The organism is Proteus sp. FME41 (assembly GCF_014897315.1).
GTDB lineage: Bacteria > Pseudomonadota > Gammaproteobacteria > Enterobacterales > Enterobacteriaceae > Proteus.
In genome coordinates this window covers 1-23,533 of record NZ_JABUYL010000022.1, presented here as the reverse complement: position 1 = coordinate 23,533, position 23,533 = coordinate 1, and the positions used below count along the sequence as shown (strand labels likewise).

Sequence of the window (23,533 nt, the reverse complement as noted above, 5' to 3'; positions counted from 1 at the left end):
GATATATCTCTCCGATAGTGCTATTTTCCTCTGCCTGTTATCGATTTGCAGGCAGAGTTTTATGGCTTATAAAGACGCTTCTCGTTGCTTTATTTCATCTATTATTTTGGTTGTTGTTTTTAAGGCTTCTTGAAAGATCTTAGCTGTCATTTTATCTATTTGATTAAAGCTAATATCCGTGATCAATATATCTTCTAATATGCTGTACTTTGGCATCTCTGTCCGTTTTCTATTCCATTGACTTGTTTTCAGTAATTCCCAGTAATCTTGTTGAACAAGTGCATTTTGCCCCATTAACCATAATTCAAATTGAAGGGATTGGTGATTTAATACAATACCCAAACGTAATTTTCGCTCACGTAAAAAACCATCAAAAAAAGGAAAATAAGTAAAATCTAAATACCCAAGGGAAATATTACCCATCGAGAATGTATCAGGTAGATGGCGAGAAAAATAAGCCTTTAAATGCATCATATAACGCATAATATAATGATAGGCTTTTTGTATATCACCTTGTTCTATCTGTGTTTTATATAGAGCAAGTGTATGATTAGCTTCTTCTTGTTGAGCGATATTTAAATTTGAAAGAGACATGCTCAATATCGATGTATTCTCTTCTTCATTCGCCATGGTGCTACTCCATTATCACAACAGTATAAATATAATCCTAGGCAATCAATACTATTGCTTCAATCATGATATAGAGGGTAAATGTGCTTTATTTTTCAATAAAAAAACCAGTCTGCTTTTTACAGCATGACTGGCTTTTATAGAATAGAGCTAACGTCAGCTTTATTTATTCAACTGTCACAGATTTAGCTAAGTTACGTGGTTGGTCTACGTCAGTACCTTTAATTAAGGCCACATGATAAGACAACAACTGTAATGGTACAGTATAGAAAATCGGCGCAATAAGCTCTTCAACATGAGGAAGCGAAATGAGTTTCATCGTTTCGTTTTCTTCAAAACCAGCATCTTGATCAGCAAACACATACAGTAAACCACCACGCGCACGCACTTCTTCGATATTAGATTTTAATTTTTCTAACAATTCATTGTTTGGCGCAATAATGATAACCGGCATATCCGCATCAATTAATGCTAATGGACCGTGTTTTAATTCACCAGCAGCATAAGCTTCAGCATGAATATAAGAGATCTCTTTTAGCTTTAATGCCCCTTCTACCGCAATCGGGTATTGGTCACCACGACCTAAGAATAATGCATGGCTTTTTTCTGAGAAGTCTTCCGCTAACGCTTCAATTACTTTATCTTTCGATAACATGCTTTCAATACGACTTGGTAATGCATGTAATGCGGTTGAAACATCTTGTTCTAATGTTGCAACGCCTTTAATGCGTCCCATATATGCCACCAGCATTAATAGAACGGTTAACTGTGTTGTGAATGCTTTTGTCGATGCAACACCGATTTCAGCACCCGCTTTAGTCATTAAAACAAATTCAGATTCACGCACTAAAGAAGAGCCAGCAACATTACAAATCGCTAATGATGATAAATAACCAAGCTCTTTTGATAAACGCAGTGCCGCTAATGTATCTGCCGTTTCACCTGATTGAGATAAAGTAATCAATAAGCTATTACGGCGAGTTGCTGGTTTACGATAGCGATATTCTGATGCAATTTCGACATCGCAAGGGATACCCGCTAAAGACTCAAACCAGTAACGAGAAACCATGCCGGCATTATAAGAAGTCCCACAGGCCACAATTTGAATGTGTTCAACTTTAGATAAGATCTCTTCAGCACGAGGGCCTAATTCACTTAAATCAATACTGTCTGATTTTAAGCGGTTTTCTAGCGTATTTTTAATCGCTAAAGGCTGCTCGTAGATCTCTTTTTGCATGTAGTGACGATAAGTACCTTTATCACCTGCATCATATTGAACATTAGATTCAATGGTATCGCGATCCACTTCTTCGCCATTTACATCAAAAATATGAACATGACGACGTGTAATTTCAACAATATCCCCTTCTTCAAGGTAGATAAAGCGACGAGTCACAGGCAATAATGCCAATTGGTCAGAAGCAAGGAAGTTTTCTCCCACACCAAGGCCAACCACCAGCGGGCTACCAGAACGAGCAGCCACTAATAGCTCAGGCGTATGGCTATCCATAATCACCGTACCATAGGCACCGCGTAATTGAGGAATAACACGCTGTACAACTTCACGTAATGTTCCCCCTTGGCGCTGTTCCCAGTTTACCAAGTGAGCTATCACTTCGGTATCTGTTTGAGACCCAAACTGATACCCTTTTTTGATTAATTCCGCTTTCAGTTCTTGGTAGTTTTCGATAATACCATTATGTACCACCGCAATAGAGCCGGAGACATGTGGATGCGCATTATCTTCACAAGGTTCACCATGTGTTGCCCAACGCGTATGAGCAATACCTGTACCACCAATCACTTGTGTTTTCTCTGCTTCTTCCGCCAGCATATGTACTTTGCCAGCCTCACGCAGACGTGTCATTTTGCAGTCGTTATCAACAACGGCTAAACCTGCAGAGTCATATCCACGGTATTCTAGACGACGTAAGCCTTCAATTAAGATTTCAGCGATATCGCGTTGTGCAACTGCACCTACTATTCCACACATTGTGTTATTCCTAAAACTGTGCGTTTATTCGCACTTGGATGTCTTATACCTGATTGGTTTGTTCCCCAAGCCATTGTAGAAAGCGGGGATATTTTTTTGTTTTTAGAATAAAAGCGTACAAGAAAAGGGCGCTAATTAAATATACGCCCTTCTCTTAAAATTATTGTTTTTTCTTCACTGGACGTTTCCATCCACTGATATGAGTTTGCTTAACTCGACTGATCACTAATTCGTTTTCATTCACGTTTTTAGTGAGAGTTGTTCCTGCACCAATGGTTGCACCATTAGCAACAGTCACTGGCGCCACTAATTGAGTATCGGAGCCGATAAAGACATCATCACCAATAATGGTTTTGAATTTATTCGCACCATCATAGTTACAAGTGATAGTACCTGCACCGATATTAACGTTAGCGCCCACATCTGTATCGCCTAAGTAAGTCAGATGACCTGCTTTAGATCCAACACCTAAGCTGGCTTTTTTCATCTCAACAAAGTTACCAACGTGTGCTTTATCTGCTAATTCACTGCCTGGGCGAAGTCGTGCAAATGGCCCAACAGTACACTCTTGTGCTAAATTTGCATCCTCGATCACCGTATAGGGGCTGATAATAGAATTATCGCCAATCACACAGTTTTTCAGGACACAACCAGTACCGATTTCAACATTATTTCCTAACGTGACGTCACCTTCAATAATGACGTTAGTATCAATCACGACATCTTTTCCGTGAGTTAACGTGCCACGTAAATCAAAGCGAGCAGGATCGAGCAACATAACACCTTCAAGTAATAAGCGCTCTGCTTGTTCGGTCTGGTAAATACGTTCTAATGCAGCCAATTGTAAACGGTTATTCACGCCTTCCATTTCGCTATGGTGACGAGGATGAGCCGTTTCAATTTTACGGCCTTCTTGATGCGCTAACGCGATAATGTCAGTAATGTAATACTCTTTTTGTGCATTATTATTATCGAGCTTACTTAACCAACGTTTTAAATCAGCGCCATTAGCAACTAAAATACCTGTATTAATTTCATTAATTTTGAGTTGTTCTTCAGAAGCGTCTTTTTGTTCGATAATGCCAGTCACTTCGCCATTTTCACGAACAATACGACCATATCCCATCGGGTTATCTAAAATAACCGTTAATAAACCAATACCGCCTTCTGGTTTGACTTCAATTAAACGTTCTAACGTTTCTTTGGTGATAAGCGGAACATCACCATAAAGCATCAGGATATCTTCATCATCAGCAAAGAAAGGCGCGGCTTGTTGCATTGCGTGACCCGTTCCTAGTTGCTCTGCTTGTAGTACCCAATTAACAGGTTGTGAACCTAATTTTTCTTTCATTAGTTCACCACCATGCCCATAGACAAGGTGTGTTTGTTGAGCACCTAATGACTTGGCAGTATCAATCACATGTTGAACCATGGATTTACCTGCAAGTTTATGAAGAACTTTAGGTAACTGTGAATACATGCGGGTGCCTTTTCCCGCAGCAAGAATAACAACGCTTTTAGCTGAATTAGACATAATTAACCCGATAACTCCCGTAAAGAATGGCAAGTAAACCTGTTTATGCCAAATAATACTACATATTTCGTCACACAAAATATTTCATGACGCAAAAAAGCCAGTTAGCTAAGAACCAACTGGCTTTTTTATTCATAGACTGCCTATTTACATCAACGTCGGGTCAATTCGATTACACGTAGTTTTGCAATCGCTTTGGCTAATTCTGCTGATGCTTGAGCATAATCAACGTCACCATGAGAGGATTGAATGTGTTCTTCAGCTTTACGCTTAGATTCCAACGCTTTCGCTTCATCCAAATCGCGACCACGGATAGCTGTATCTGCCAGTACAATGACGCCCGTCGGCTGAACTTCGAGAATACCACCTGAAAGGTAGATAACCTCTTCTTCGCCCGATGTTTTTACGACACGTACCATGCCCGGTTTTATGGCAGTTAATAACGGGGTATGCTGCGGATAAATACCGAGCTCACCTTCGCTACCAGTTACCTGAATTCGTTTGACTTCGCCGTCATATAACTGCTTTTCAGCGCTGACAACTTTCAGGTGGAACGATGTATCGGCCATATCAACCTCCCGTCAGCCGTATTAAAGCTTCTTAGCTTTTTCTACTGCTTCTTCGATAGTACCAACCATGTAGAACGCCTGCTCTGGCAGGTGGTCATAATCACCGTTCAGAATGCCTTTAAAGCCACGGATAGTGTCTTTCAGGGAAACGAACTTACCTGGTGATCCGGTAAATACTTCAGCAACGAAGAATGGCTGAGACAGGAAGCGCTGGATCTTACGCGCACGCGCAACAACCAGTTTATCTTCTTCTGACAGTTCATCCATACCTAAGATAGCGATGATGTCTTTCAGTTCCTGATAACGTTGCAGGATAGACTGAACACCACGAGCGACATCATAGTGCTCTTGGCCAACTACCAGTGGGTCTAACTGACGACTGGTAGAATCCAGTGGGTCAACCGCAGGGTAGATACCTAATGAAGCAATTTGACGGCTCAGTACAACTGTTGCATCTAAGTGAGCAAACGTTGTTGCTGGTGATGGGTCAGTTAAGTCATCCGCAGGTACGTATACAGCCTGTACAGAGGTGATTGAACCTGTTTTGGTTGAAGTGATACGTTCTTGCAGAACACCCATCTCTTCAGCCAATGTTGGCTGGTAACCTACCGCTGATGGCATACGACCTAACAGTGCTGATACTTCTGTACCGGCTAAGGTGTAACGATAGATGTTATCGACGAATAACAGTACGTCACGGCCTTCATCACGGAATTTCTCAGCCATAGTCAGACCCGTCAGTGCTACACGTAGACGGTTTCCTGGTGGCTCATTCATCTGACCATAAACTAACGATACTTTGTCAAGAACGTTAGAATCTGTCATTTCATGATAGAAGTCATTACCCTCACGAGTACGTTCACCAACACCCGCAAATACAGAGTAACCTGAGTGCTCGATCGCGATGTTACGGATCAATTCCATCATGTTAACTGTTTTACCCACACCCGCACCACCGAACAGACCTACTTTACCACCTTTAGCAAACGGACAGATTAAGTCCATTACTTTAATACCGGTTTCTAGCAGTTCTTGGGAGCTTGATAACTCTTCATAGGTTGGTGCTTCGCGGTGAATTGACCAGCGCTCATCAGTACCGATGTCGCCTTTCATATCGATCGGGTCACCAAGAACGTTCATGATACGTCCCAGTGTAGCTTTACCTACTGGTACTTCAATTGGGTGGCCCAAGTTTTCAACTTTTAAGCCACGGCTTAAACCGTCTGATGTACCCATTGCGATACAACGAACGATACCACCGCCTAACTGTTGCTGAACTTCCAGCACCAGTTTTTCTTTACCATTCATAACCTCAAGAGCGTCGTATACTTTAGGGACGCTATCCTGAGGGAATTCGGCGTCCACTACGGCGCCGATTACCTGGACAATCTTTCCAGTAGCCATCTTGAATCCTCTACGTAATTCGTAAACCTAGCTGTTATACCGCGGCTGCACCAGACACAATTTCTGTAAGTTCCTGAGTAATACTTGCTTGGCGTGCTTTGTTGTACACCAATTGCAGTTCTTTAATCAGGTCACCACCGTTATCTGTAGCGGCTTTCATCGCAACCATTCGGGCGGCCTGCTCACTCGCTAAGTTCTCTACGACGCTCTGGTAAACCTGCGACTCAATATAACGACGCAGTAAAGTATCCAGTAACGCCTTAGGATCAGGTTCGTACAGATAATCCCAAGATTTTTCCTTCAATTCTTCATCATCACCTGCGGGTAATGGTAAAACCTGAAGAATCTTAGGCTCTTGAGCCATGGTATTGATGAACTTATTTGCCACCACATACAATTTATCTAAACGACCTTCGTCATAAGCCTGCAACATGATATTGACTGGCCCGATAAGGTCTGACAGTTTAGGTTCATCCCCCATACCGGTTACTTGGCCTACAACATTCCCTCCAACAGAGCCAAAGAATGATGTCGCTTTAGAACCAACAAGGGCTAAATCTACCTGCACACCTTTTTCAGACCATACTTTCATGTCTGCTAGCAGTTTTTTGAACAAGTTAATGTTCAAACCACCACACAAACCACGGTCGGTCGAAACAACCAGGTACCCGACACGTTTAACTTCACGCTCTTCGAGGTATGGATGTTTGTATTCCAGATTCCCTAACGCAAGGTGACCAATCACACTGCGCATGGTTTCTGCATAAGGACGGCTGGCTGCCATGCGTTCCTGCGTTTTACGCATTTTCGACGCGGCGACCATCTCCATCGCTTTAGTGATCTTCTGTGTGTTTTGCACACTGCCGATCTTCGAACGTATCTCTTTTGCGCCGGCCATTTCTGCTTCTCCTCATGAACCAGACGGCCCGATATGACTATCAGGCCGAATAGTTATTACCAGGACTGAGTCGCTTTGAAGTTTTCTAGCACGCCTTTCAGCTTCGCTTCGATTTCTTCGTTATAAGTACCAGTCTGGTTGATCTCGTTCAATAAGTCAGCATGTTCACGATTAGCATAAGCTAATAATGAAGCTTCAAATGGCACAACTTTTGAAATTTCAACATCTTCCAGATAACCACGCTCTGCTGCAAACAGTGCTAAAGACTGTTGTGCGACAGACATTGGTTCGTACTGTTTTTGTTTCAGCAATTCAGTCACTTTCTGACCGTGGTTCAATTGTTTACGAGTAGCATCATCCAGATCTGAAGCGAACTGGGAGAATGCTGCTAGTTCACGATACTGCGCAAGTGCAGTACGAATACCACCAGAAAGTTTCTTCATGATCTTAGTCTGAGCAGCACCACCCACACGAGATACAGAGATCCCTGGGTTAACTGCTGGACGGATACCTGCGTTAAACAGGTTAGATTCTAAGAAGATCTGACCATCGGTAATAGAGATTACGTTCGTAGGAACGAATGCAGAAACGTCCCCTGCTTGCGTTTCGATAATCGGTAACGCAGTCAGAGAGCCGGTTTTACCTTTAACTTCACCCTTAGTAAACGCTTCTACGTACTCAGCATTTACGCGAGCAGCACGCTCAAGTAAACGGGAGTGCAGATAGAAAACATCACCAGGATATGCTTCACGTCCAGGTGGACGACGAAGTAACAGTGAAATTTGACGGTATGCGACAGCCTGTTTAGACAAGTCATCGTAAATAATCAGGGCATCTTCACCACGGTCACGGAAGTATTCACCCATTGCGCAACCTGAATAAGGAGCAAGGTATTGCAGTGCAGCTGATTCAGATGCAGATGCAACAACAACAATGGTGTTTTCTAACGCGCCATGTTCTTCCAATTTACGAACAACGTTCGAAATTGTAGAAGCCTTCTGACCAATAGCGACATAAATACATTTAATGCCAGAGTCACGCTGGTTAATGATTGCATCGACAGCCAGCGCAGTTTTACCTGTTTGACGGTCACCGATGATCAATTCACGTTGACCACGCCCAATTGGGATCATGGCATCAACAGATTTATAGCCTGTTTGGACAGGCTGATCTACTGATTGACGCTCGATAACGCCAGGAGCAATCATCTCAATAGGTGAGAACCCATCATGCTCAACTGCGCCTTTACCATCAATCGGCTCACCCAGTGTGTTTACCACACGGCCAAGCAGACCACGTCCAACAGGAACTTCCAGAATACGACCTGTACATTTAACTTTCATGCCTTCTGCTAAGTCAGCATAAGGACCCATCACAACCGCACCAACAGAGTCGCGCTCTAAGTTTAGTGCGATAGCGAAACGGTTACCCGGCAGTGCGATCATCTCACCCTGCATAACTTCGGCTAAACCGTGGATACGAATGATACCGTCACTAACGGAAACAATCGTACCTTCATTGTGAGCTTCACTCACTACATTGAACTGAGCAATGCGCTGCTTGATCAGTTCGCTGATTTCAGTGGAATTCAGTTGCATATGCTCCAGTCCCCTTAAGACTGCAAGACGTCAGTTAATCGCTCTAAACGGCCACGAATACTGCCATCGATGACGAGGTCACCGGCGCGTATAATCATGCCTGCGATAACAGACTTATCAATTTTGCAATTCAGCTTCACTTTGCGTGATAGACGATTTTCCATCGCTGCAGAAATGTTAGCTAGCTGCTGTTTAGTTAGCTCAATGGCAGAAGTTACTTCAACGTCAACCGTTGACTCTAGCACTGCGCGCAATTGAATAAATTGGCTCAATACTTCAGGCAACGTTGATAAACGGCCATTCTCAGCCATAACACGAATTAAATTCTGAGCATGTTCATCTAATTGATCGCCACAAAGGTCGATGAAGATGTTAGCCAGTTTTTCTGATGCTAAAGAACCAGAAAGTAATTCGGTTACCTGCTCATTGCGTGCTACTTCAGCGGTGAACGCCAGCATAACCTGCCATTTATCGACAGTCTGGTTTTCCACAGCAAAGTCAAAAGCTGCTTTGGCGTAGGGGCGAGCTACCGTTGCTATTTCAGACATGCCCCTCCCTCCTTACAGTTCAGCGACCAGTTTATCAACGATGTCGCTATTAGCAGCTTCATCCACGGAACGTTCAATAATTTTCTCGGCACCTGCGATAGCCAGCATTGCGACTTGTTTACGAAGTTCTTCACGAGCACGTTTACGCTCTGCATCCAGTTCGGATTGAGCTTGTGCAACGATCTTACTACGTTCTTGCTCTGCTTCTGCTTTAGCTTCTTCAATCATTTGAGTGCGTTGTTTATTCGCAGATTCAATGATTGCTTGTGCTTCTGCTTTTGCTTTCGCTAGCTGATCGCCTGCATCGGCTTTCGCTAAATCTAAGTCCTTTTTAGCTCGTTCTGCAGATGATAAACCGTCAGCAATTTCTTTTTGACGTTTTTCAATGGCCGCCATAATTGGTGGCCATACGAATTTCATGCAGAACAAAACAAACAGGACAAATGCGATGGCCTGGCCGAGGATTGTTGCATTTAAATTCACAGCACAATACCTCTTTCTTGGTTATTAACTAACATGACGCTTTTACTGCTTATTGCCATCATTAGGCAACAGCAAACATCACGTAAAGGCCCAGACCCACAGCAATCATTGGGATGGCATCAACCAGACCCATAACGATAAAGAACTGTGTACGCAGAAGAGGGATCAAATCAGGCTGACGAGCAGCACCTTCTAAAAATTTGCCTCCGAGGATTCCGATACCGATTGCAGCACCGATTGCAGCTAAACCCATCATAATAGCGGCAGCCATGTACAGCAGATCCATACTCAGGTTTTCCATGACAGTCTCCAGTTTGTTTCAGTTATTTCTTCAAAGAGTTAATAATTAATGTTCTTCAGATGCCATCGACAGATAAACAATCGTTAGAACCATGAAAATAAAGGCTTGTAACGTAATAATCAGTATGTGGAATATCGCCCAAGGAAGGCTTAATAACCACTGTGACCACCACGGTAACAGACCAGCAATAAGAATAAAGATCAGTTCACCTGCATACATGTTACCAAACAGTCGAAGACCGAGTGAAACAGGTTTTGATAGCAGGCTTACCCCTTCCAAGATTAAGTTAACAGGAATAAAAATTGGGTGGTTAAAAGGCTGTAAAGTCAGCTCTTTTGTAAACCCTTTTATACCTTTCATCTTAATGCTATAGAAAAGGATCAGGATAAATACACCAATTGCCATCGAAAGAGTAATACTCACGTCCGCAGTCGGAACGATGCGTAACGCTGGTAACCCTAAGATGTGTTCACCGATATAAGGGATGAAGTCGATTGGTAATAAATCCAGGGCATTCATTAACAGCACCCAAACGAACACAGTCAATGCCAAAGGTGCAATGACCTTGCTCTTTCCGTGATACATATCACGAACGCTGCTATCAACGAAACCGATGATCATTTCTACTGCAGTCTGGAATTTTCCCGGTACGCCACTGGTTGCTCTTACTGCTACTTTTCTAAACACCCATAGGAATAATGCACCCATTAAGACTGAAAAGAAAAGTGAGTCAATATTTAACACCCAGAATGATGGCGCATTTTCAGCATGGGGATTGACCAACTCGAAAGTACGCAGGTCCAACTGAAGGTTATTCAGGTGGTGACCTATGTATTCTCTAGTGGTTAATGCTTCTCCTGATGCAGACATGATGCCAATTACCCTTTTGTTGTTAAAAACGCTAACCGTTAATGACGGCTGGTGCAACGACCTGCATAACAAGCACCGCTAAGTAGGTCATGACCAGTGGTGCAAATGCTGCTTTAAACACGCCTAAAGCAACTATCAGTAAGGCTATTGATAATATAACCTTCAACCCTTCACTGAAAGCAAAAAGCCAGTTTATGCGAACTGGAGCTTCTTCTTCATTGACCTTTTGTAAGCGCATTAATAATAAAAAAGCCATATTGGGTAACCAACATGCCATTCCGCCTAAAAAAGCCGAAAAACTCCAATCTGTACTCTTTAAGTAGAAACCCGCACTGAGAATAACAAAAGTCATAAACTGCAAGAATAACAGTTTCAGTGCAACTTTCCCGTTGTAGAGGGAGACAGACATGACGTTTGTATTCTCCAGACTAGCTATCGTAAAAGGTATTACTGAATGATGTATCAAACTGTCTTTGCTATAAAGTGTCAAGTGACAAAAACGAGCAAATTATACGGGGCGTGGCAATGAATTCAATCAATAAGTAGCGAAAAAGTGAAGATTAATTTAAATTTCTTACCAAGGTTCCATTTATGAAAAATGATTAAGAACAAAAAGAGTAAAAATAATAGAGCCGAATAAAATAAATAGCGTGACATGCATCACAAATATAAAAGTATAAATAAATCTTATTTCATAAAATATATAACGGAGTTAACAATTAACATCCCTTTTATGAACAATTTAGTGCTAATTGGAAAAGAATTGACCCATTTTCAATTAAATAAATTCAATATTTTTATAATGCACAGAATTAATAATTTATTTTGAAAATAAAATGATGAAAACTCAGGTTATCAAATGAATTAATGTAAAAGATAACGAAATGTTAATTTATTGTTTTATTTAAGTGAGTTTTAATGCGTTACATAATTCCCCATAAAACAAATGGCGATAACATTGTAAATATTATCGCCACAGCACAAATAATGAAAAAAAGATCAATAACACACACTTTTTTTGATTAAATAATCACCAAATGTCTTTGTTCATTCAATTCAGGTATTGATAAATTGATCACTTTTTCAGGTATTTTTAATCCATTATCAGCAAGTTCATCAAGCTCTTCTTGATGAATTTGTCCTTTCAATGCATAAAAGTGACCCTTTTCTTCAGCCACTAAATGTGAGCACCAAGAAAGCATATCTTTCATCGAAGCAAACGCACGACTGATAACACCATCAAAAGGCATCTCTGGTTGATATTCTCCAACACGGTATTGAACAGGTTCAATGTTATGAAGCTCAAGCTCATGCTGAACTTGCTTCATAAAGCGAACTCGTTTACCTAAGCTATCCAATAATACAAAGTGGTGATCGGGACGCATTATCGCTAAAGGAATACCTGGTAATCCTGGTCCTGTACCTACGTCGATAAATCGCTCACCTTCAAGGTGCTGACTAACAACAATACTATCTAAAATATGGCGGATAAGCATTTGCTGAGGATCTCTCACAGACGTGAGATTGTAGGCTTTATTCCACTTATCAAGCATAGCAACATAACCGATTAGCTTTTCAGCTTGAATATCTGTTAGCTCAATATTGGCTTGCTTAGCCAGCTTTTTTAGCCGATTAAGTAAGTCACTCATGATGCACTCCTGCGTAATAGACCTTGTTTTTTTAGCCAAACTAATAAAATGGAAATTGCTGCAGGTGTTACGCCTGAGATCCTCGATGCTTGACCAATAGATGTAGGCTTGTGATCGTTAAGTTTTGCAATGACTTCGTTAGATAAGCCACTGACTTGCTTATAGTCTAGATCAATCGGTAACGCTGCATTTTCATTACGCAGTTTCTTTTCGATCTCTTCTTGCTGGCGGTTAATATAACCTTCGTATTTAACTTGGATCTCTACTTGTTCTGCTGCTTGAGGTTTTGAATCATCAATACCAGGAGCAAAACGAGTGATTTTTTTCAGTATATCGTACGTCATTTCTGGGCGACGTAATAAATCTTCACCATTGGCTTCTTTTGATAATGGGCTATTTAGCAATTCATTGATTTCAGAAAGATTATCAGCCTGAGGATGAACCCAAATATTTCTTAAACGTTGGCGCTCTTTTTCAACAAGCTCAACTTTCTCACTAAATTGTGCCCAACGGTTGTCATCAACCATACCGAGCTCACGTGCAATTTCAGTCAAACGTAAATCGGCATTATCTTCACGTAACATCAAGCGATATTCTGCGCGTGATGTAAACATACGGTAGGGTTCTTTAGTTCCTAATGTACACAGATCGTCAACTAAAACACCGATGTAAGCTTGATCACGACGTGGGAACCAACCGTCTTGATCGAAGGCATAACGAGCAGCATTAAGACCCGCTAACATTCCTTGAGCTGCGGCCTCTTCGTAACCTGTTGTGCCGTTGATTTGACCTGCAAAAAACAGTCCATTGATAAATTTGCTTTCTAAGGTTTGTTTTAGATCGCGAGGATCGAAGAAATCATATTCTATAGCGTAACCTGGTCTGATGATCTTTGCATTTTCCATTCCCTTCATCGAGTTCACAATTTGCATTTGAACATCAAAAGGTAGGCTTGTTGAAATACCATTAGGGTAAATTTCGTTACTGGTTAAACCTTCGGGCTCTAAAAAGATTTGATGTGAATTACGATCAGCAAATCTCATCACTTTATCTTCAATAGATGGGCAATAACGAGGCCCTATTCCTTCGATGACACCAGCATACATTGGGCTACGATCGAGGTTATTACGAATTACATCATGTGTTTTTTCGTTAGTGTAAGTGATATGGCAAGGCATTTGCTCTGGGTGCTGATCCACATTACCTAAAAACGAGAAAACAGGCATAGGTGTATCACCTAACTGAACCGCTAATTGGTTAAAATCAATGGTTCGGGCATCGATACGTGGAGGTGTTCCTGTTTTTAAACGGCCAACACGTAAAGGTAATTCTCGTAATCTATGTGATAGTGAAACTGAAGGTGGATCACCAGCTCGACCACCGCTGTAGTTTTCTAAGCCAATATGGATTTTTCCATCAAGGAAAGTGCCTACAGTTAAAACGACAGACTTAGCATGAAATTTTAATCCCATGCGGGTTACTGCACCTGTAACTTGGTCGTTTTCGACAATCAGATCTTCTACTGGCTGTTGGAAGATCATTAAATTAGGTTGATTTTCAAGCGTTGTACGAATGGCTTGGCGGTAAAGAACACGGTCTGCTTGTGCTCTTGTTGCTCTTACAGCCGGTCCCTTACTTGCATTCAGGGTTCTAAACTGGATACCAGCATGGTCAATGGCTGTTGCCATTAATCCACCCATGGCATCGATCTCTTTTACCAGATGCCCTTTACCAATCCCACCAATAGCTGGGTTACAAGACATTTGGCCCAAAGTATCAATATTGTGGGTCAGTAATAGGGTTTGACGCCCCATACGAGCTGCAGCCATAGCGGCTTCTGTACCGGCGTGACCACCACCGATAACAATGACGTCAAAGTGTTCTGGATAAAACATGTGTAAACCTTAAATGTTACGAATGCTGAATGTGTTGCATTGGGAAAACGAATTCTACTCAACTTTTTGAGAGATACAAGCGAGCTGATCCGCAGGTAATTATTTAAAGATCTTTTTATTTAAAGATCTCTTTATTAGATCTTTTATTAAGGAAGCGATCCTCTGTGGATAAGTGGATTTTCTATTTAAAGATCATAAAAGTGTAAAGGATCATATACTGTGAATGATCCGTGATCTATCTGCTGATAAGCTGGGATCAAAATGACGACTTATGCACAGGTCATTTATTGATAGAAGCTTATACAATGGATAACTACGGGTTAACCCCCGCTTTTGAGCAGAGTTATCCACATCTGTTTGCTGTTTTTTTAAACAATTTAAAGTAAATTTTTCCAAGATGCTATCCATTCTTCTGCTGGATCTTCCGGAATGTCATACTTTTGAATGTCTATTTCGAGACGATCACCAAGGCGAGTTGCCCCTTTTTCTATTAACTTTTGATCCAATGTTCTGATCGCACCACAGAAAGTGTCGTATTCACTACTTCCTATACCGATAGCACCAAAAGTAACATTGCTAAGATCAATAGAGTCAGCTGAAATTTCGTCAGCGAAAGGTTGGAGGTTATCAGGAATATCACCTGCCCCATGTGTGGAGGTTACCACCAGCCAGATCCCTTCATTTGGGAGATCATTAAGAGAAGGTCCATGGTGCAAATCTGTCTCAAATCCTTCTTCAGATAAGATCTCTGCAAGATGTTCTGCGACATATTCAGCATTACCCATAGTGCTGCCACTAATTAGAGTGACTTTTTTCATTAATGATCTCCTTATATTCAAGACGCGCTATTGTACGCTGTGAATCACTTGGGATCTACCTGTGGATAATGTGGTTATAAAAAAAAATAAGAATTTATCCTTATGGCTTGATCGTCCTTATTATCGGGTTTTGCAGCGAGATCAGTGTCTCGGTTGATTGGATTTCATCGATTGTCTGTATTTTGTTGATAAGTACGTCTTGTAAGGATTCAATACTTTTACACATTACCTTTGTAAAAATACTGTATTGCCCTGTTGTGTAATAAACCTCTACCACTTCATCTAACTTATCCAGCTTATCTAATGCTGTATGGTAATCTTTTGCACTCTTTAGAATGATGCCAATAAAGCAGCAGACATCAAAACCTAATTTTTTTTCACTAATATCAACACGTGTTCCAGTGATAATCCCTGCCTGTTTCATTTTCTCTACACGGACATGAATAGTACCCGGGCTAACGTCGAATTTTTTTGCCAATTCAGCGTAAGGTGTTCTTGCATTCGCCATTAATGCGTGAAGTATGTCACGATCGAGATTATCGATCTGATAAATATTGTCCATAAACTCCCTCTGTTTTTAACGATAATACATTTTTATAGCGTTATTTTTAACGATTTAAAACAAGCAAGGCTATTTTTAATGAAGTATATTGAATTTAGTACCCATTTTGTTGCTTAATCTATATCAGCGAAACACGACATCACCACTAGGAATACAAAAATGGAAAAATCATTCATTCAGACTCAACAGCAAATTAGCTTTGTTAAATCATATTTCTCACGCCTGTTGGAAAAAGAGTTAGGGCTGATTGAAGTTCAAGGACCGATCTTAAGTCGCCTTGGTGATGGAACTCAAGATAACTTATCTGGCCATGAGAAGGCGGTACAAGTTAAAGTCAAATCTTTACCCGATTCTACCTTTGAGGTTGTCCATTCATTAGCTAAATGGAAACGCAAAACATTAGGCCGTTTTGGATTTAGTTCTGGTCAAGGTCTTTATACTCATATGAAAGCCTTGAGACCAGACGAAGATCGCTTAACCCAGATCCACTCTGTTTATGTCGATCAGTGGGACTGGGAAAAAGTGATGGAAGCTAAGGATCGTACTGTTCCTTATCTTAAACAGACAGTGGGTAAAATCTATCAGGCAATAAAAGAAACTGAAAAAGCCGTTAGTGAAGAATTTGGTCTGGCACCGTTCCTGCCAGATCATATTCAATTTATTCACACTGAAGAGTTATTGCGTCGTTATCCTGATCTTGATGCTAAAGGTCGCGAAAAAGCGATAGCAAAAGAATATGGTGCTGTTTTCTTAATAGGAATTGGTGGCAAACTTTCAAGTGGTGAATCTCACGATGTTAGAGCACCTGACTATGATGATTGGACAACGCAAAACGAAGACGGTTTTGAAGGTTTAAACGGTGATATTTTAGTTTGGAACCCTGTATTGCAAGATGCCTTTGAGTTGTCATCAATGGGTATCCGTGTTGACCCAGAAACATTAATGCGTCAATTAACATTAACCGACGATACTAAACGTCTTGAGCTTGATTGGCACAAAGCATTAATGCATGGCGATATGCCACAAACGATTGGCGGGGGTATTGGTCAATCACGTTTAGTCATGCTACTTCTACAAAAAGAGCATATTGGACAAGTACAATGTGGTGTATGGGAAAAAGATACACGTTTAGCTTTCGAGGATATGCTGTAATTATTGGCGCCAGCGTCGAAGTAAACGACTTTTTAATCCAGTATCAAAACGCCATATATGGTCAAAGATTTTCATGATACTGGGTTTGCCGTAATTGGATAGGGTAACTGCATGGAAGCGATTGTGCTGTTGCTGTTGGCTTTTTTTGATTTTGTTGATTAGGTTTTCGGGTAACCTTTGGGCAACAAAGTCAGAAATAACAACAGCATCAGCATCTTTCCATGTAGGATCATTAAGTTTTTCTGAGACATTATCTAAACATGCACTTAAATCTGTACCGCCTCTAAATGACTGATTTAAAAATTTGATAAGATCTTGAAGCCCATTAGATGATGATAACTGGTAATGAACTGTTTCCGTTGAAAATAACATCACATGACATGAACGATTATCTGCAAGTGCTATTTTCATTAATGCTAATCCAAAAGCTTTCGCACACTGTTCATTAAATCCTCCCATTGAACCAGACGTATCAATACAGACAATAAAAGGTCCTCTCGGTCTTTCTTCATCATGATGATGAGTTACAGGGCGTAATACTGTACGCTCTTGCCAATTATCACCTTGTAATCGATAAGTATTGAGTTGTTTTTCCACCAGCTTTCTATAAAACTCATACTCTATTTCATTAATACCTAATAGGGCGAGCTCGGCGGGGAGCAAACGTAAGATATCATCACTAAGTCCTATACCATTAACTTGCTCTGGTGTCGTGTCAGGGGCTTTTTCAACGATAGTTGTCGGTTCAAAGATAACACTTTCTTCAGGGAGTGATTTAGCGGTTTTACTACGACCTAATAAACTTGCGAGCTTATGTAATTCAGGTTGCTGATCAAGAAAATCACTATAACGTTGAATAATTTTTTCATCAAAAGGTGTTTTGGTTAAAATACCTTTGCTCATATCCCACAAACGTCCAGCGGCTCGTTCATTTTCTGAAAATGTATTACTTAAATTTCCACTTAATGCTAAACGCTCTTGTAGTTCTGCCAGTAATTGCTCTTGTTCTTGGTCAAATAACGCTTTGTGTAGTGCGGTGACTTGGAAAATTAAACTAATGCGCCAGTGTTGAATAAACAAGGCTTGTTGAGCAGGAGAAAATGGCTTGTTTTTTTTGATAAGCTGCGAGGCTTCTTCAATAAAAGAAGAATCTAATTTATTTAGTTCAGCAAGAATAAGTTCGACTTGCTGATTAAATATCGCATTACCTAATGACTGTGTTTGCTGATAAAGAGCAAACTCATCTGCAACCATCGTGGGAACTAATGTTTCTTTAACTCTTTGTTGTAAGCTTTTTTTCCATTGCTGAATATCTTTAAGCAACGCTTTTTTTAGTCTTGGGTGTTTTTCAAAAAATACGGCTAATTGAGGCGACGCTAAGATAGCAATAATAACCTCCTCAATAAGTTGACCTTCATTTATGGCTAAAAGCATATCTAATGTTGAAAGTGTCAGCATAATATCATCACTTTATTTGGCTTTTTAATTGAGATAGTTTTTCATTAAGCTGAACAAAACTTTGTTCTATAGAAATAAGCCAATCATTATCAATAAATAAATTTGGTTGATGATGATTAAATTTTTCTTGTTCACCATAAATTTCTTGAGTCAGATCTTTTAATTTATCTTGCCACTCTTTGTTATTTTCAGTAGGTGCTGTCGGTACTGTTTCTTTTTGTTGATAAAGAGATGTTGTACGCCGACTCACATCCAAAATTTCTAATACACCATCTTGGCGAATTTGGGCGTTAATTGGTTGAGGAAAGCCTATACCATTTAAACGTGCAGATAATTCATCCCCCTTAGATAAAAAACTTTCCAAGGATTTATGCTCAAAGGTAATAAAGTTAACTTGAATGCTATGAATATGCAGAGGGATATGTAAAAACAGCGTATATTTATCAGCCTGCATTTTTTCTGATAGGTTAAAATGTGCATTTCGACCAAACATTCCGCTTTGTTTTTCAAAACGAAAAGCTTGTTGATCTTGTTTATTTCTTGTTGATTGCATCCACTCAGCCCACAGATTTTCTGTTTTTCTAATTAACTCTAGCTGGTGGTAAGCTTGTTCTGTTAAAAGGTTTTGTAATAGCTTATCTAATAGCGAAAATGAAGCTTGATCATGCCAAAGGCAATCTTTTAATAAAATAAGATCTAATGGGGAAATAGTACTACGTCCATTAAAAAATGCACTGGCTTGTAAAAGACGTACTGCTTTTTTCCAACGTCTATCTGAAACATAAGGAGCGGCGTCACTTTTATCTAAAGATTCTCTTAGCTGATAAATCAAATCAAACAAATGATCGTCTAAACTGATTTTTTCTAACTCTGATTGCCAACGTGAAAATTCTTCTGCTGTGATTTGAATATGAGCTGGAATATGAAAAGAGCTCACTTCTTTATTGATGAGTAATGCTCGAAAGTTTTTCTTATCTTGTACTTTTTTCAGCCAAATGCGGATGAGCATTCGGTCATATAGTGCCTCAAGACTACTATCTGAATCAGGAAGTTCATTTGACGCTGATACTAATAAGCGCATCGGAATATTAACTTCAGCTTCGCCGTTTCTAAATTTACGTTCATTAATTGCAGTTAATAGCGTATTAAGAATAGCGGGTCCGGCTTTCCATATTTCATCAAGGAAGACAACTTCAGCATCTGGCAAATAGCCATCAATCAAGCGCTGATATTTACCTTCATCTTTTAATGCTTGAATAGATAATGGGCCAAAAATTTCTTCAGGAGTGGAAAACCGTGTCATTAGATATTCAAACGCTTTGGCCTCTTTAAATGCTTCTTTCATTCTTCTGGCGATTAAGCTTTTAGCAATTCCAGGAGGGCCAAGTAAGAAAACACTTTCGCCACTGAGTGCTGCAAGTAAACAAAGACGGATAGCTGACTGTCGCTCATAAAGTCCAGTCTCAAGATATTGGCTAAGTTGTGAAATCCGCTCTGCAAGTTGCATAAATACTCCTAATCATGGGCACTTATTTTCGTCATTACCCAGAAAATATCAGAAAAAGATTGATGACATATAGTCAAACATTCTATTAGCACACAATTTGTTTATAACAAAAATCGATTCAGCTTCCTACTGCTTATTTTTGGTTCTTTTTTGTTTTACTAGCGAAACGTTTCGATAGTGATCACGGTTTTTCCTTAATGTTGCTGAGATGATCGGTTTAGAATTTTGAGTATCATTTATGCAATACATTTAGAATTTATTATTGAGAGTAAGGATAAATCATGGAAGCGAAGAAACTTGTGATTTTAGGTAGTGTTAATGCTGATCATATTCTTAATGTTGCCCATTTTCCGCTTCCTGGTGAGACCATTTCAGGTAATCAATTTCAAATGGTATTCGGCGGTAAAGGGGCTAATCAAGCAGTTGCTGCAGGGCGTTGTGGTGCTAATATTTCATTTCTTGCTTGCTTAGGAAATGACGATATTGGTGAAAAAGCGAAGGCTCAATTGATCACTGACAATATCGATACCAATAGTATTGAGTTAATTGATAATGAAGCAACGGGTGTTGCACTTATTTTTGTTAATCAGCAAGGTGAAAACGTTATTGGTATCCATGCAGGTGCCAATGGTCGGTTAGATACAAACTATGTTCAACGCCATAGCGATATAATAAAAGAAGCCGATGCCCTGTTAATGCAATTAGAATCACCACTTGATTCTGTATTGAAAGCCGCTGAAATTGCGAAACAAGAAAATGTGCAAGTAATATTAAACCCTGCACCCGCTCAGGCATTACCTGATGAATTACTGTCATTGGTTGATATTATTACACCAAATGAAACTGAAATTGAATATCTGACAGGTATTAAAGTCATTGATAATGAAAGTGCGCAGCAAGCAGCAGATATTCTACATAATAAAGGGATTAAAACGGTTCTTATTACATTAGGGAGTCGTGGTGTTTGGGTTAGTGAGCAAAATAGTAAAGGTGGTATTGTTCCTGCTTTTAAAGTGAAAGCTGTTGATACCATCGCTGCGGGTGATACTTTTAATGGGGCATTGATGACTGCATTATTAGAAGGGCAGTCTATGATGTCAGCGATTCAGTTTGCTCACGCAGCTGCTGCAATCGCTGTTACTCGTTCAGGAGCTCAGCCATCTGTGCCTTGGCGTCATGAAGTGGATACTTTTTTATCTACGTTTTTATAATGCTCTTCTTTATATAAAGAAGAAGTAAAGAAAGAGAAGAGAGCGTATGCTCTCTTCTCTATTTCTATCTCTATCTGAATTCAATAATCAGGCTTTTTTCTTTTTGTTTGTCAGATTATCCCCATCATGTTTATCAAGAAGTAAAAACACAAAAGAAGACAGTAATGTAATGATACCGACAGTAATAAATGTGTAGTGGAAGTTATCAACAGTTGTCCCCACGTTCTCGGTATCAAAATATCCTAAAATAGACGCACTTACCGCAATACCAAAACTAATAGCCAGTTGTTGTGTTACTGCTAAGACACTATTTCCTGAACTGGCATTATTATCAGTTAAGTCTGCCAATGAAATAGTATTCATCGACGTAAACTGTATTGACATGACCACACCAAGTAAAAAGAGTGGAATAACGAGGTAGTAAATAGACATTCCCGGAGACTGAAGTGAAAACTGCGTTATCATCAAACCAATAATAATGGTAATAGCAAAGAGTGTTCGACGATAACTAAATTTAACTAAGATTTTTGTGACAAAAGATTTTGCTAAAATAGAGCCTAATGCCATTGGTGCCATCATCATACCCGAAATAATAGCCGGGTAGCCAAAACCGACTTGCAACATAAGTGGCATTAAGAAAGGAATACAACCAGTTCCTAATCGTGTTGCGATATTGCCTGCAATACCGACAGAGAATGTACGAGTTTTAAATATGTTTAATGGAATAAGAGGTTGCTGGTGGCGTTTTGCATGATTGATATACAAACCAAGCAAAGAGAAACCTCCTGAAATAATGGCAATAGGAATATAGCGAGAAATATTTTTATCACCAAAAAGATCAAGGCTGACAGAAAGCATTACTAAGCCAAAACCAAAAAAAATAAAACCCAGTAAATCAAACTTGCGCTTTGGCATTGTAAAATTAGGCATATGCTTTATGGCATAGAAAATACCTAATAAGCCAATAGGAATATTAATAATAAATATCCAATGCCAAGAGGCGTAAGTGACGAGTATCCCACCTAATAGCGGTCCAGCTATCGGACCAACTAGCCCTGGCATTGTGACAAAATTTAAAATAGGCAGTAATTCACTACGAGGATAGGCTCTTAATAGAGCAAGGCGTGCAACGGGCATCATCATTGCACCACCAATACCTTGTATAATGCGTGAGACAACAAGGAACATAAGGTTAGGAGAAAGTGCACATAATAAAGAGCCAGCAGAAAATAAAGAAACCGCAATAATAAAAATTTTACGAGTTCCAAATCTATCGGCTAACCACCCACTGACAGGAATTAGTAATGCTACAGTTAAAGTATAACTAATAACTGCTGATTGCATCGCGAGAGGAGAGTGATTAAGGCTCTTAGCTATATCAGGTAATGCTGTATTAAGAATAGTTGCATCAAGAGCCTGCATAAAAAAAGCCATTGCCGCTATCCAAGGCAACCCAGACATATTTTTGGCGGATTTAAACATGAAGCATATACCGTCTTTGTTCTATATTTTGATTATCGCTTCATTATAAACGGAAAATCCAAAAAAATTGTATTAAAACTATTCAATCACTCGTTAATAAGATTAAACAGAGATCACGAGCCTTATTTCCATTACCATCAATAATGGCCTGAACAATTTGGTTATGTGTTTCAGGTTGAACGGTTTCATCACCCACAATAAGATCGAAATACTTTTTATAAGCAGAAAGAAACAGTGACCCAAAAGAGGCAAAAAAAGGATTACCACTTGCTTGGTAAATAAGATAGTGAAATTGAGTATCGATATCTAACCAATGTTGCCTGTCAAAATTATCATTGAGTAACAGCATTTCTTTACCAAATAAAGAAAGAGACTGTTTTTGACTTTCGTTTGCATTAAAGGCGGCTAAATAACAGGCTTGAGGTTCTATTGCTAAACGAACATGATGGAAATAATGGCTAACTTTATTAAATTCACCGCTGTCTATCCACCAATTAAGAAGATCATTATCTAATAAGTTCCAATTCTGCATTGGTGTAACGCGAGTACCTATGCGTGGGCGAGGTAAAAGCATCCCTTTTGCAGCAAGCATTTTTATTGCTTCTCGGATAACGGTTCTGCTGACAGAGAGTAATTCTGCTAATTCTATTTCGCCTGGCAACAAAGATTCGGGCTCATAGCGACCAGAAAGAATTTGTTTACCTAAATTTTCAGCAACAATATAAGAAAGATTCTTTTGAGAAGCTGAACGTTGTTCGCTAAATTGCATAATAAAGGTTACCTATACCATAATTTATCATCTATCTTACGTGAGTCGGGAGTAGAAAGCTGTCTGGATTTCACGCTATCAGCATAAAAATAGAGCGTTTTTCTTTATTTTGCTGAAAAAAAAAGCGAACAGAAAAAAAAGTGAAATAAACACTTGCGCTAATCCGAGATCTCCCTATAATGCGCATCCACTGACCGACGAT

At 39.8% G+C, this 23,533-nt stretch carries 22 protein-coding genes; 2 read left to right on the top strand and 20 right to left on the bottom strand.

The genetic code is table 11. From position 1 onward, the window contains the following. Positions 1–66: 66 nt before the first annotated feature. The 16 genes from INT04_RS16340 to asnC form a co-directional block, all read right to left on the bottom strand. The gene (locus tag INT04_RS16340) at positions 67–630 is read right to left on the bottom strand and encodes a DUF7000 family protein (RefSeq protein WP_226894148.1); all 564 of its coding nucleotides are present in this window, start codon (positions 628–630) and stop codon (positions 67–69) included. Between the two features lie 166 nt (positions 631–796). Continuing rightward, positions 797–2,623, bottom strand: a complete 1,827-nt coding sequence (glmS, locus tag INT04_RS16335; protein ID WP_193017168.1) for a glutamine--fructose-6-phosphate transaminase (isomerizing) — start codon at positions 2,621–2,623, stop codon at positions 797–799. Positions 2,624–2,783: 160 nt separating this feature from the next. Next, a complete protein-coding gene (glmU, locus tag INT04_RS16330) occupies positions 2,784–4,157 on the bottom strand; it encodes a bifunctional UDP-N-acetylglucosamine diphosphorylase/glucosamine-1-phosphate N-acetyltransferase GlmU (protein WP_193017167.1) in 1,374 nt (457 codons plus the stop codon). A 152-nt stretch (positions 4,158–4,309) separates the two neighbouring features. Further along, positions 4,310–4,726 carry a F0F1 ATP synthase subunit epsilon gene (locus tag INT04_RS16325; protein ID WP_006534340.1) on the bottom strand — a complete coding sequence of 139 codons (417 nt, stop codon included), beginning with the start codon at positions 4,724–4,726 and terminating at the stop codon, positions 4,310–4,312. 21 nt (positions 4,727–4,747) lie between these two features. After that, on the bottom strand, positions 4,748–6,130 hold the full coding sequence (gene atpD, locus INT04_RS16320) for a F0F1 ATP synthase subunit beta (protein ID WP_193017166.1): 1,383 nt from the start codon (positions 6,128–6,130) through the stop codon (positions 4,748–4,750). Positions 6,131–6,164: 34 nt separating this feature from the next. Beyond that, positions 6,165–7,028, bottom strand: coding sequence for a F0F1 ATP synthase subunit gamma (atpG, locus tag INT04_RS16315; RefSeq protein WP_193017165.1), 864 nt, complete (start codon positions 7,026–7,028; stop codon positions 6,165–6,167). A 56-nt stretch (positions 7,029–7,084) separates the two neighbouring features. Then, the gene (atpA, locus tag INT04_RS16310; RefSeq protein ID WP_193017164.1) at positions 7,085–8,626 is read right to left on the bottom strand and encodes a F0F1 ATP synthase subunit alpha; all 1,542 of its coding nucleotides are present in this window, start codon (positions 8,624–8,626) and stop codon (positions 7,085–7,087) included. Positions 8,627–8,640: 14 nt separating this feature from the next. Beyond that, on the bottom strand, positions 8,641–9,174 hold the full coding sequence (atpH, locus tag INT04_RS16305) for a F0F1 ATP synthase subunit delta (RefSeq protein ID WP_193017163.1): 534 nt from the start codon (positions 9,172–9,174) through the stop codon (positions 8,641–8,643). Positions 9,175–9,186: 12 nt separating this feature from the next. Continuing rightward, positions 9,187–9,657 (bottom strand): F0F1 ATP synthase subunit B, encoded by a 471-nt coding sequence (gene atpF / locus INT04_RS16300; RefSeq protein WP_193017162.1) that lies wholly within the window; start codon positions 9,655–9,657, stop codon positions 9,187–9,189. A gap of 61 nt (positions 9,658–9,718) precedes the next feature. Beyond that, a complete protein-coding gene (atpE, locus tag INT04_RS16295) occupies positions 9,719–9,958 on the bottom strand; it encodes a F0F1 ATP synthase subunit C (RefSeq protein ID WP_004246596.1) in 240 nt (79 codons plus the stop codon). A 45-nt stretch (positions 9,959–10,003) separates the two neighbouring features. Then, positions 10,004–10,828, bottom strand: a complete 825-nt coding sequence (atpB, locus tag INT04_RS16290; protein ID WP_193017161.1) for a F0F1 ATP synthase subunit A — start codon at positions 10,826–10,828, stop codon at positions 10,004–10,006. A 31-nt stretch (positions 10,829–10,859) separates the two neighbouring features. Further along, positions 10,860–11,237 carry a F0F1 ATP synthase subunit I gene (gene atpI, locus INT04_RS16285; protein WP_193017160.1) on the bottom strand — a complete coding sequence of 126 codons (378 nt, stop codon included), beginning with the start codon at positions 11,235–11,237 and terminating at the stop codon, positions 10,860–10,862. 613 nt (positions 11,238–11,850) lie between these two features. Further along, complete coding sequence (gene rsmG, locus INT04_RS16280; protein WP_193017159.1) at positions 11,851–12,477, bottom strand: 16S rRNA (guanine(527)-N(7))-methyltransferase RsmG; 627 nt, start codon at positions 12,475–12,477, stop codon at positions 11,851–11,853. Further along, entirely contained in the window at positions 12,474–14,372 is a 1,899-nt protein-coding gene (gene mnmG / locus INT04_RS16275; RefSeq protein WP_193017158.1) for a tRNA uridine-5-carboxymethylaminomethyl(34) synthesis enzyme MnmG, read from the bottom strand. The genes rsmG and mnmG overlap by 4 nt, the downstream gene beginning before the upstream one ends. 377 nt (positions 14,373–14,749) lie before the next feature. Beyond that, positions 14,750–15,190, bottom strand: coding sequence for an FMN-binding protein MioC (mioC, locus tag INT04_RS16270; protein ID WP_193017157.1), 441 nt, complete (start codon positions 15,188–15,190; stop codon positions 14,750–14,752). Between the two features lie 100 nt (positions 15,191–15,290). After that, positions 15,291–15,752: a transcriptional regulator AsnC gene (asnC, locus tag INT04_RS16265; RefSeq protein WP_193017156.1), complete on the bottom strand. Its 462-nt coding sequence runs from the start codon at positions 15,750–15,752 to the stop codon at positions 15,291–15,293. A 159-nt stretch (positions 15,753–15,911) separates the two neighbouring features. On the opposite strand from asnC, the gene asnA reads away from it, so the two are divergent. After that, the gene (gene asnA / locus INT04_RS16260; RefSeq protein ID WP_193017155.1) at positions 15,912–16,904 is read left to right on the top strand and encodes an aspartate--ammonia ligase; all 993 of its coding nucleotides are present in this window, start codon (positions 15,912–15,914) and stop codon (positions 16,902–16,904) included. On the opposite strand, the gene viaA is transcribed toward asnA, so the two are convergent. Together viaA and ravA are read right to left on the bottom strand one after the other, a co-directional pair. Beyond that, positions 16,905–18,362 (bottom strand): ATPase RavA stimulator ViaA, encoded by a 1,458-nt coding sequence (viaA, locus tag INT04_RS16255; RefSeq protein ID WP_193017154.1) that lies wholly within the window; start codon positions 18,360–18,362, stop codon positions 16,905–16,907. It abuts the gene before it with no gap. Between the two features lie 7 nt (positions 18,363–18,369). Next, positions 18,370–19,869 (bottom strand): ATPase RavA, encoded by a 1,500-nt coding sequence (ravA, locus tag INT04_RS16250; RefSeq protein WP_193017153.1) that lies wholly within the window; start codon positions 19,867–19,869, stop codon positions 18,370–18,372. Between the two features lie 281 nt (positions 19,870–20,150). Here ravA and rbsK point away from each other — a divergent pair, with 281 nt between their 5' ends. After that, on the top strand, positions 20,151–21,080 hold the full coding sequence (gene rbsK, locus INT04_RS16245; RefSeq protein ID WP_193017152.1) for a ribokinase: 930 nt from the start codon (positions 20,151–20,153) through the stop codon (positions 21,078–21,080). An 87-nt stretch (positions 21,081–21,167) separates the two neighbouring features. Here the strand turns inward: rbsK and mdtD are convergent, their stop codons facing one another. Further along, positions 21,168–22,562, bottom strand: a complete 1,395-nt coding sequence (mdtD, locus tag INT04_RS16240) for a multidrug transporter subunit MdtD (protein ID WP_193017151.1) — start codon at positions 22,560–22,562, stop codon at positions 21,168–21,170. An 82-nt stretch (positions 22,563–22,644) separates the two neighbouring features. After that, entirely contained in the window at positions 22,645–23,331 is a 687-nt protein-coding gene (locus INT04_RS16235; RefSeq protein WP_193017150.1) for a FadR/GntR family transcriptional regulator, read from the bottom strand. Positions 23,332–23,533 lie beyond the last annotated feature (202 nt).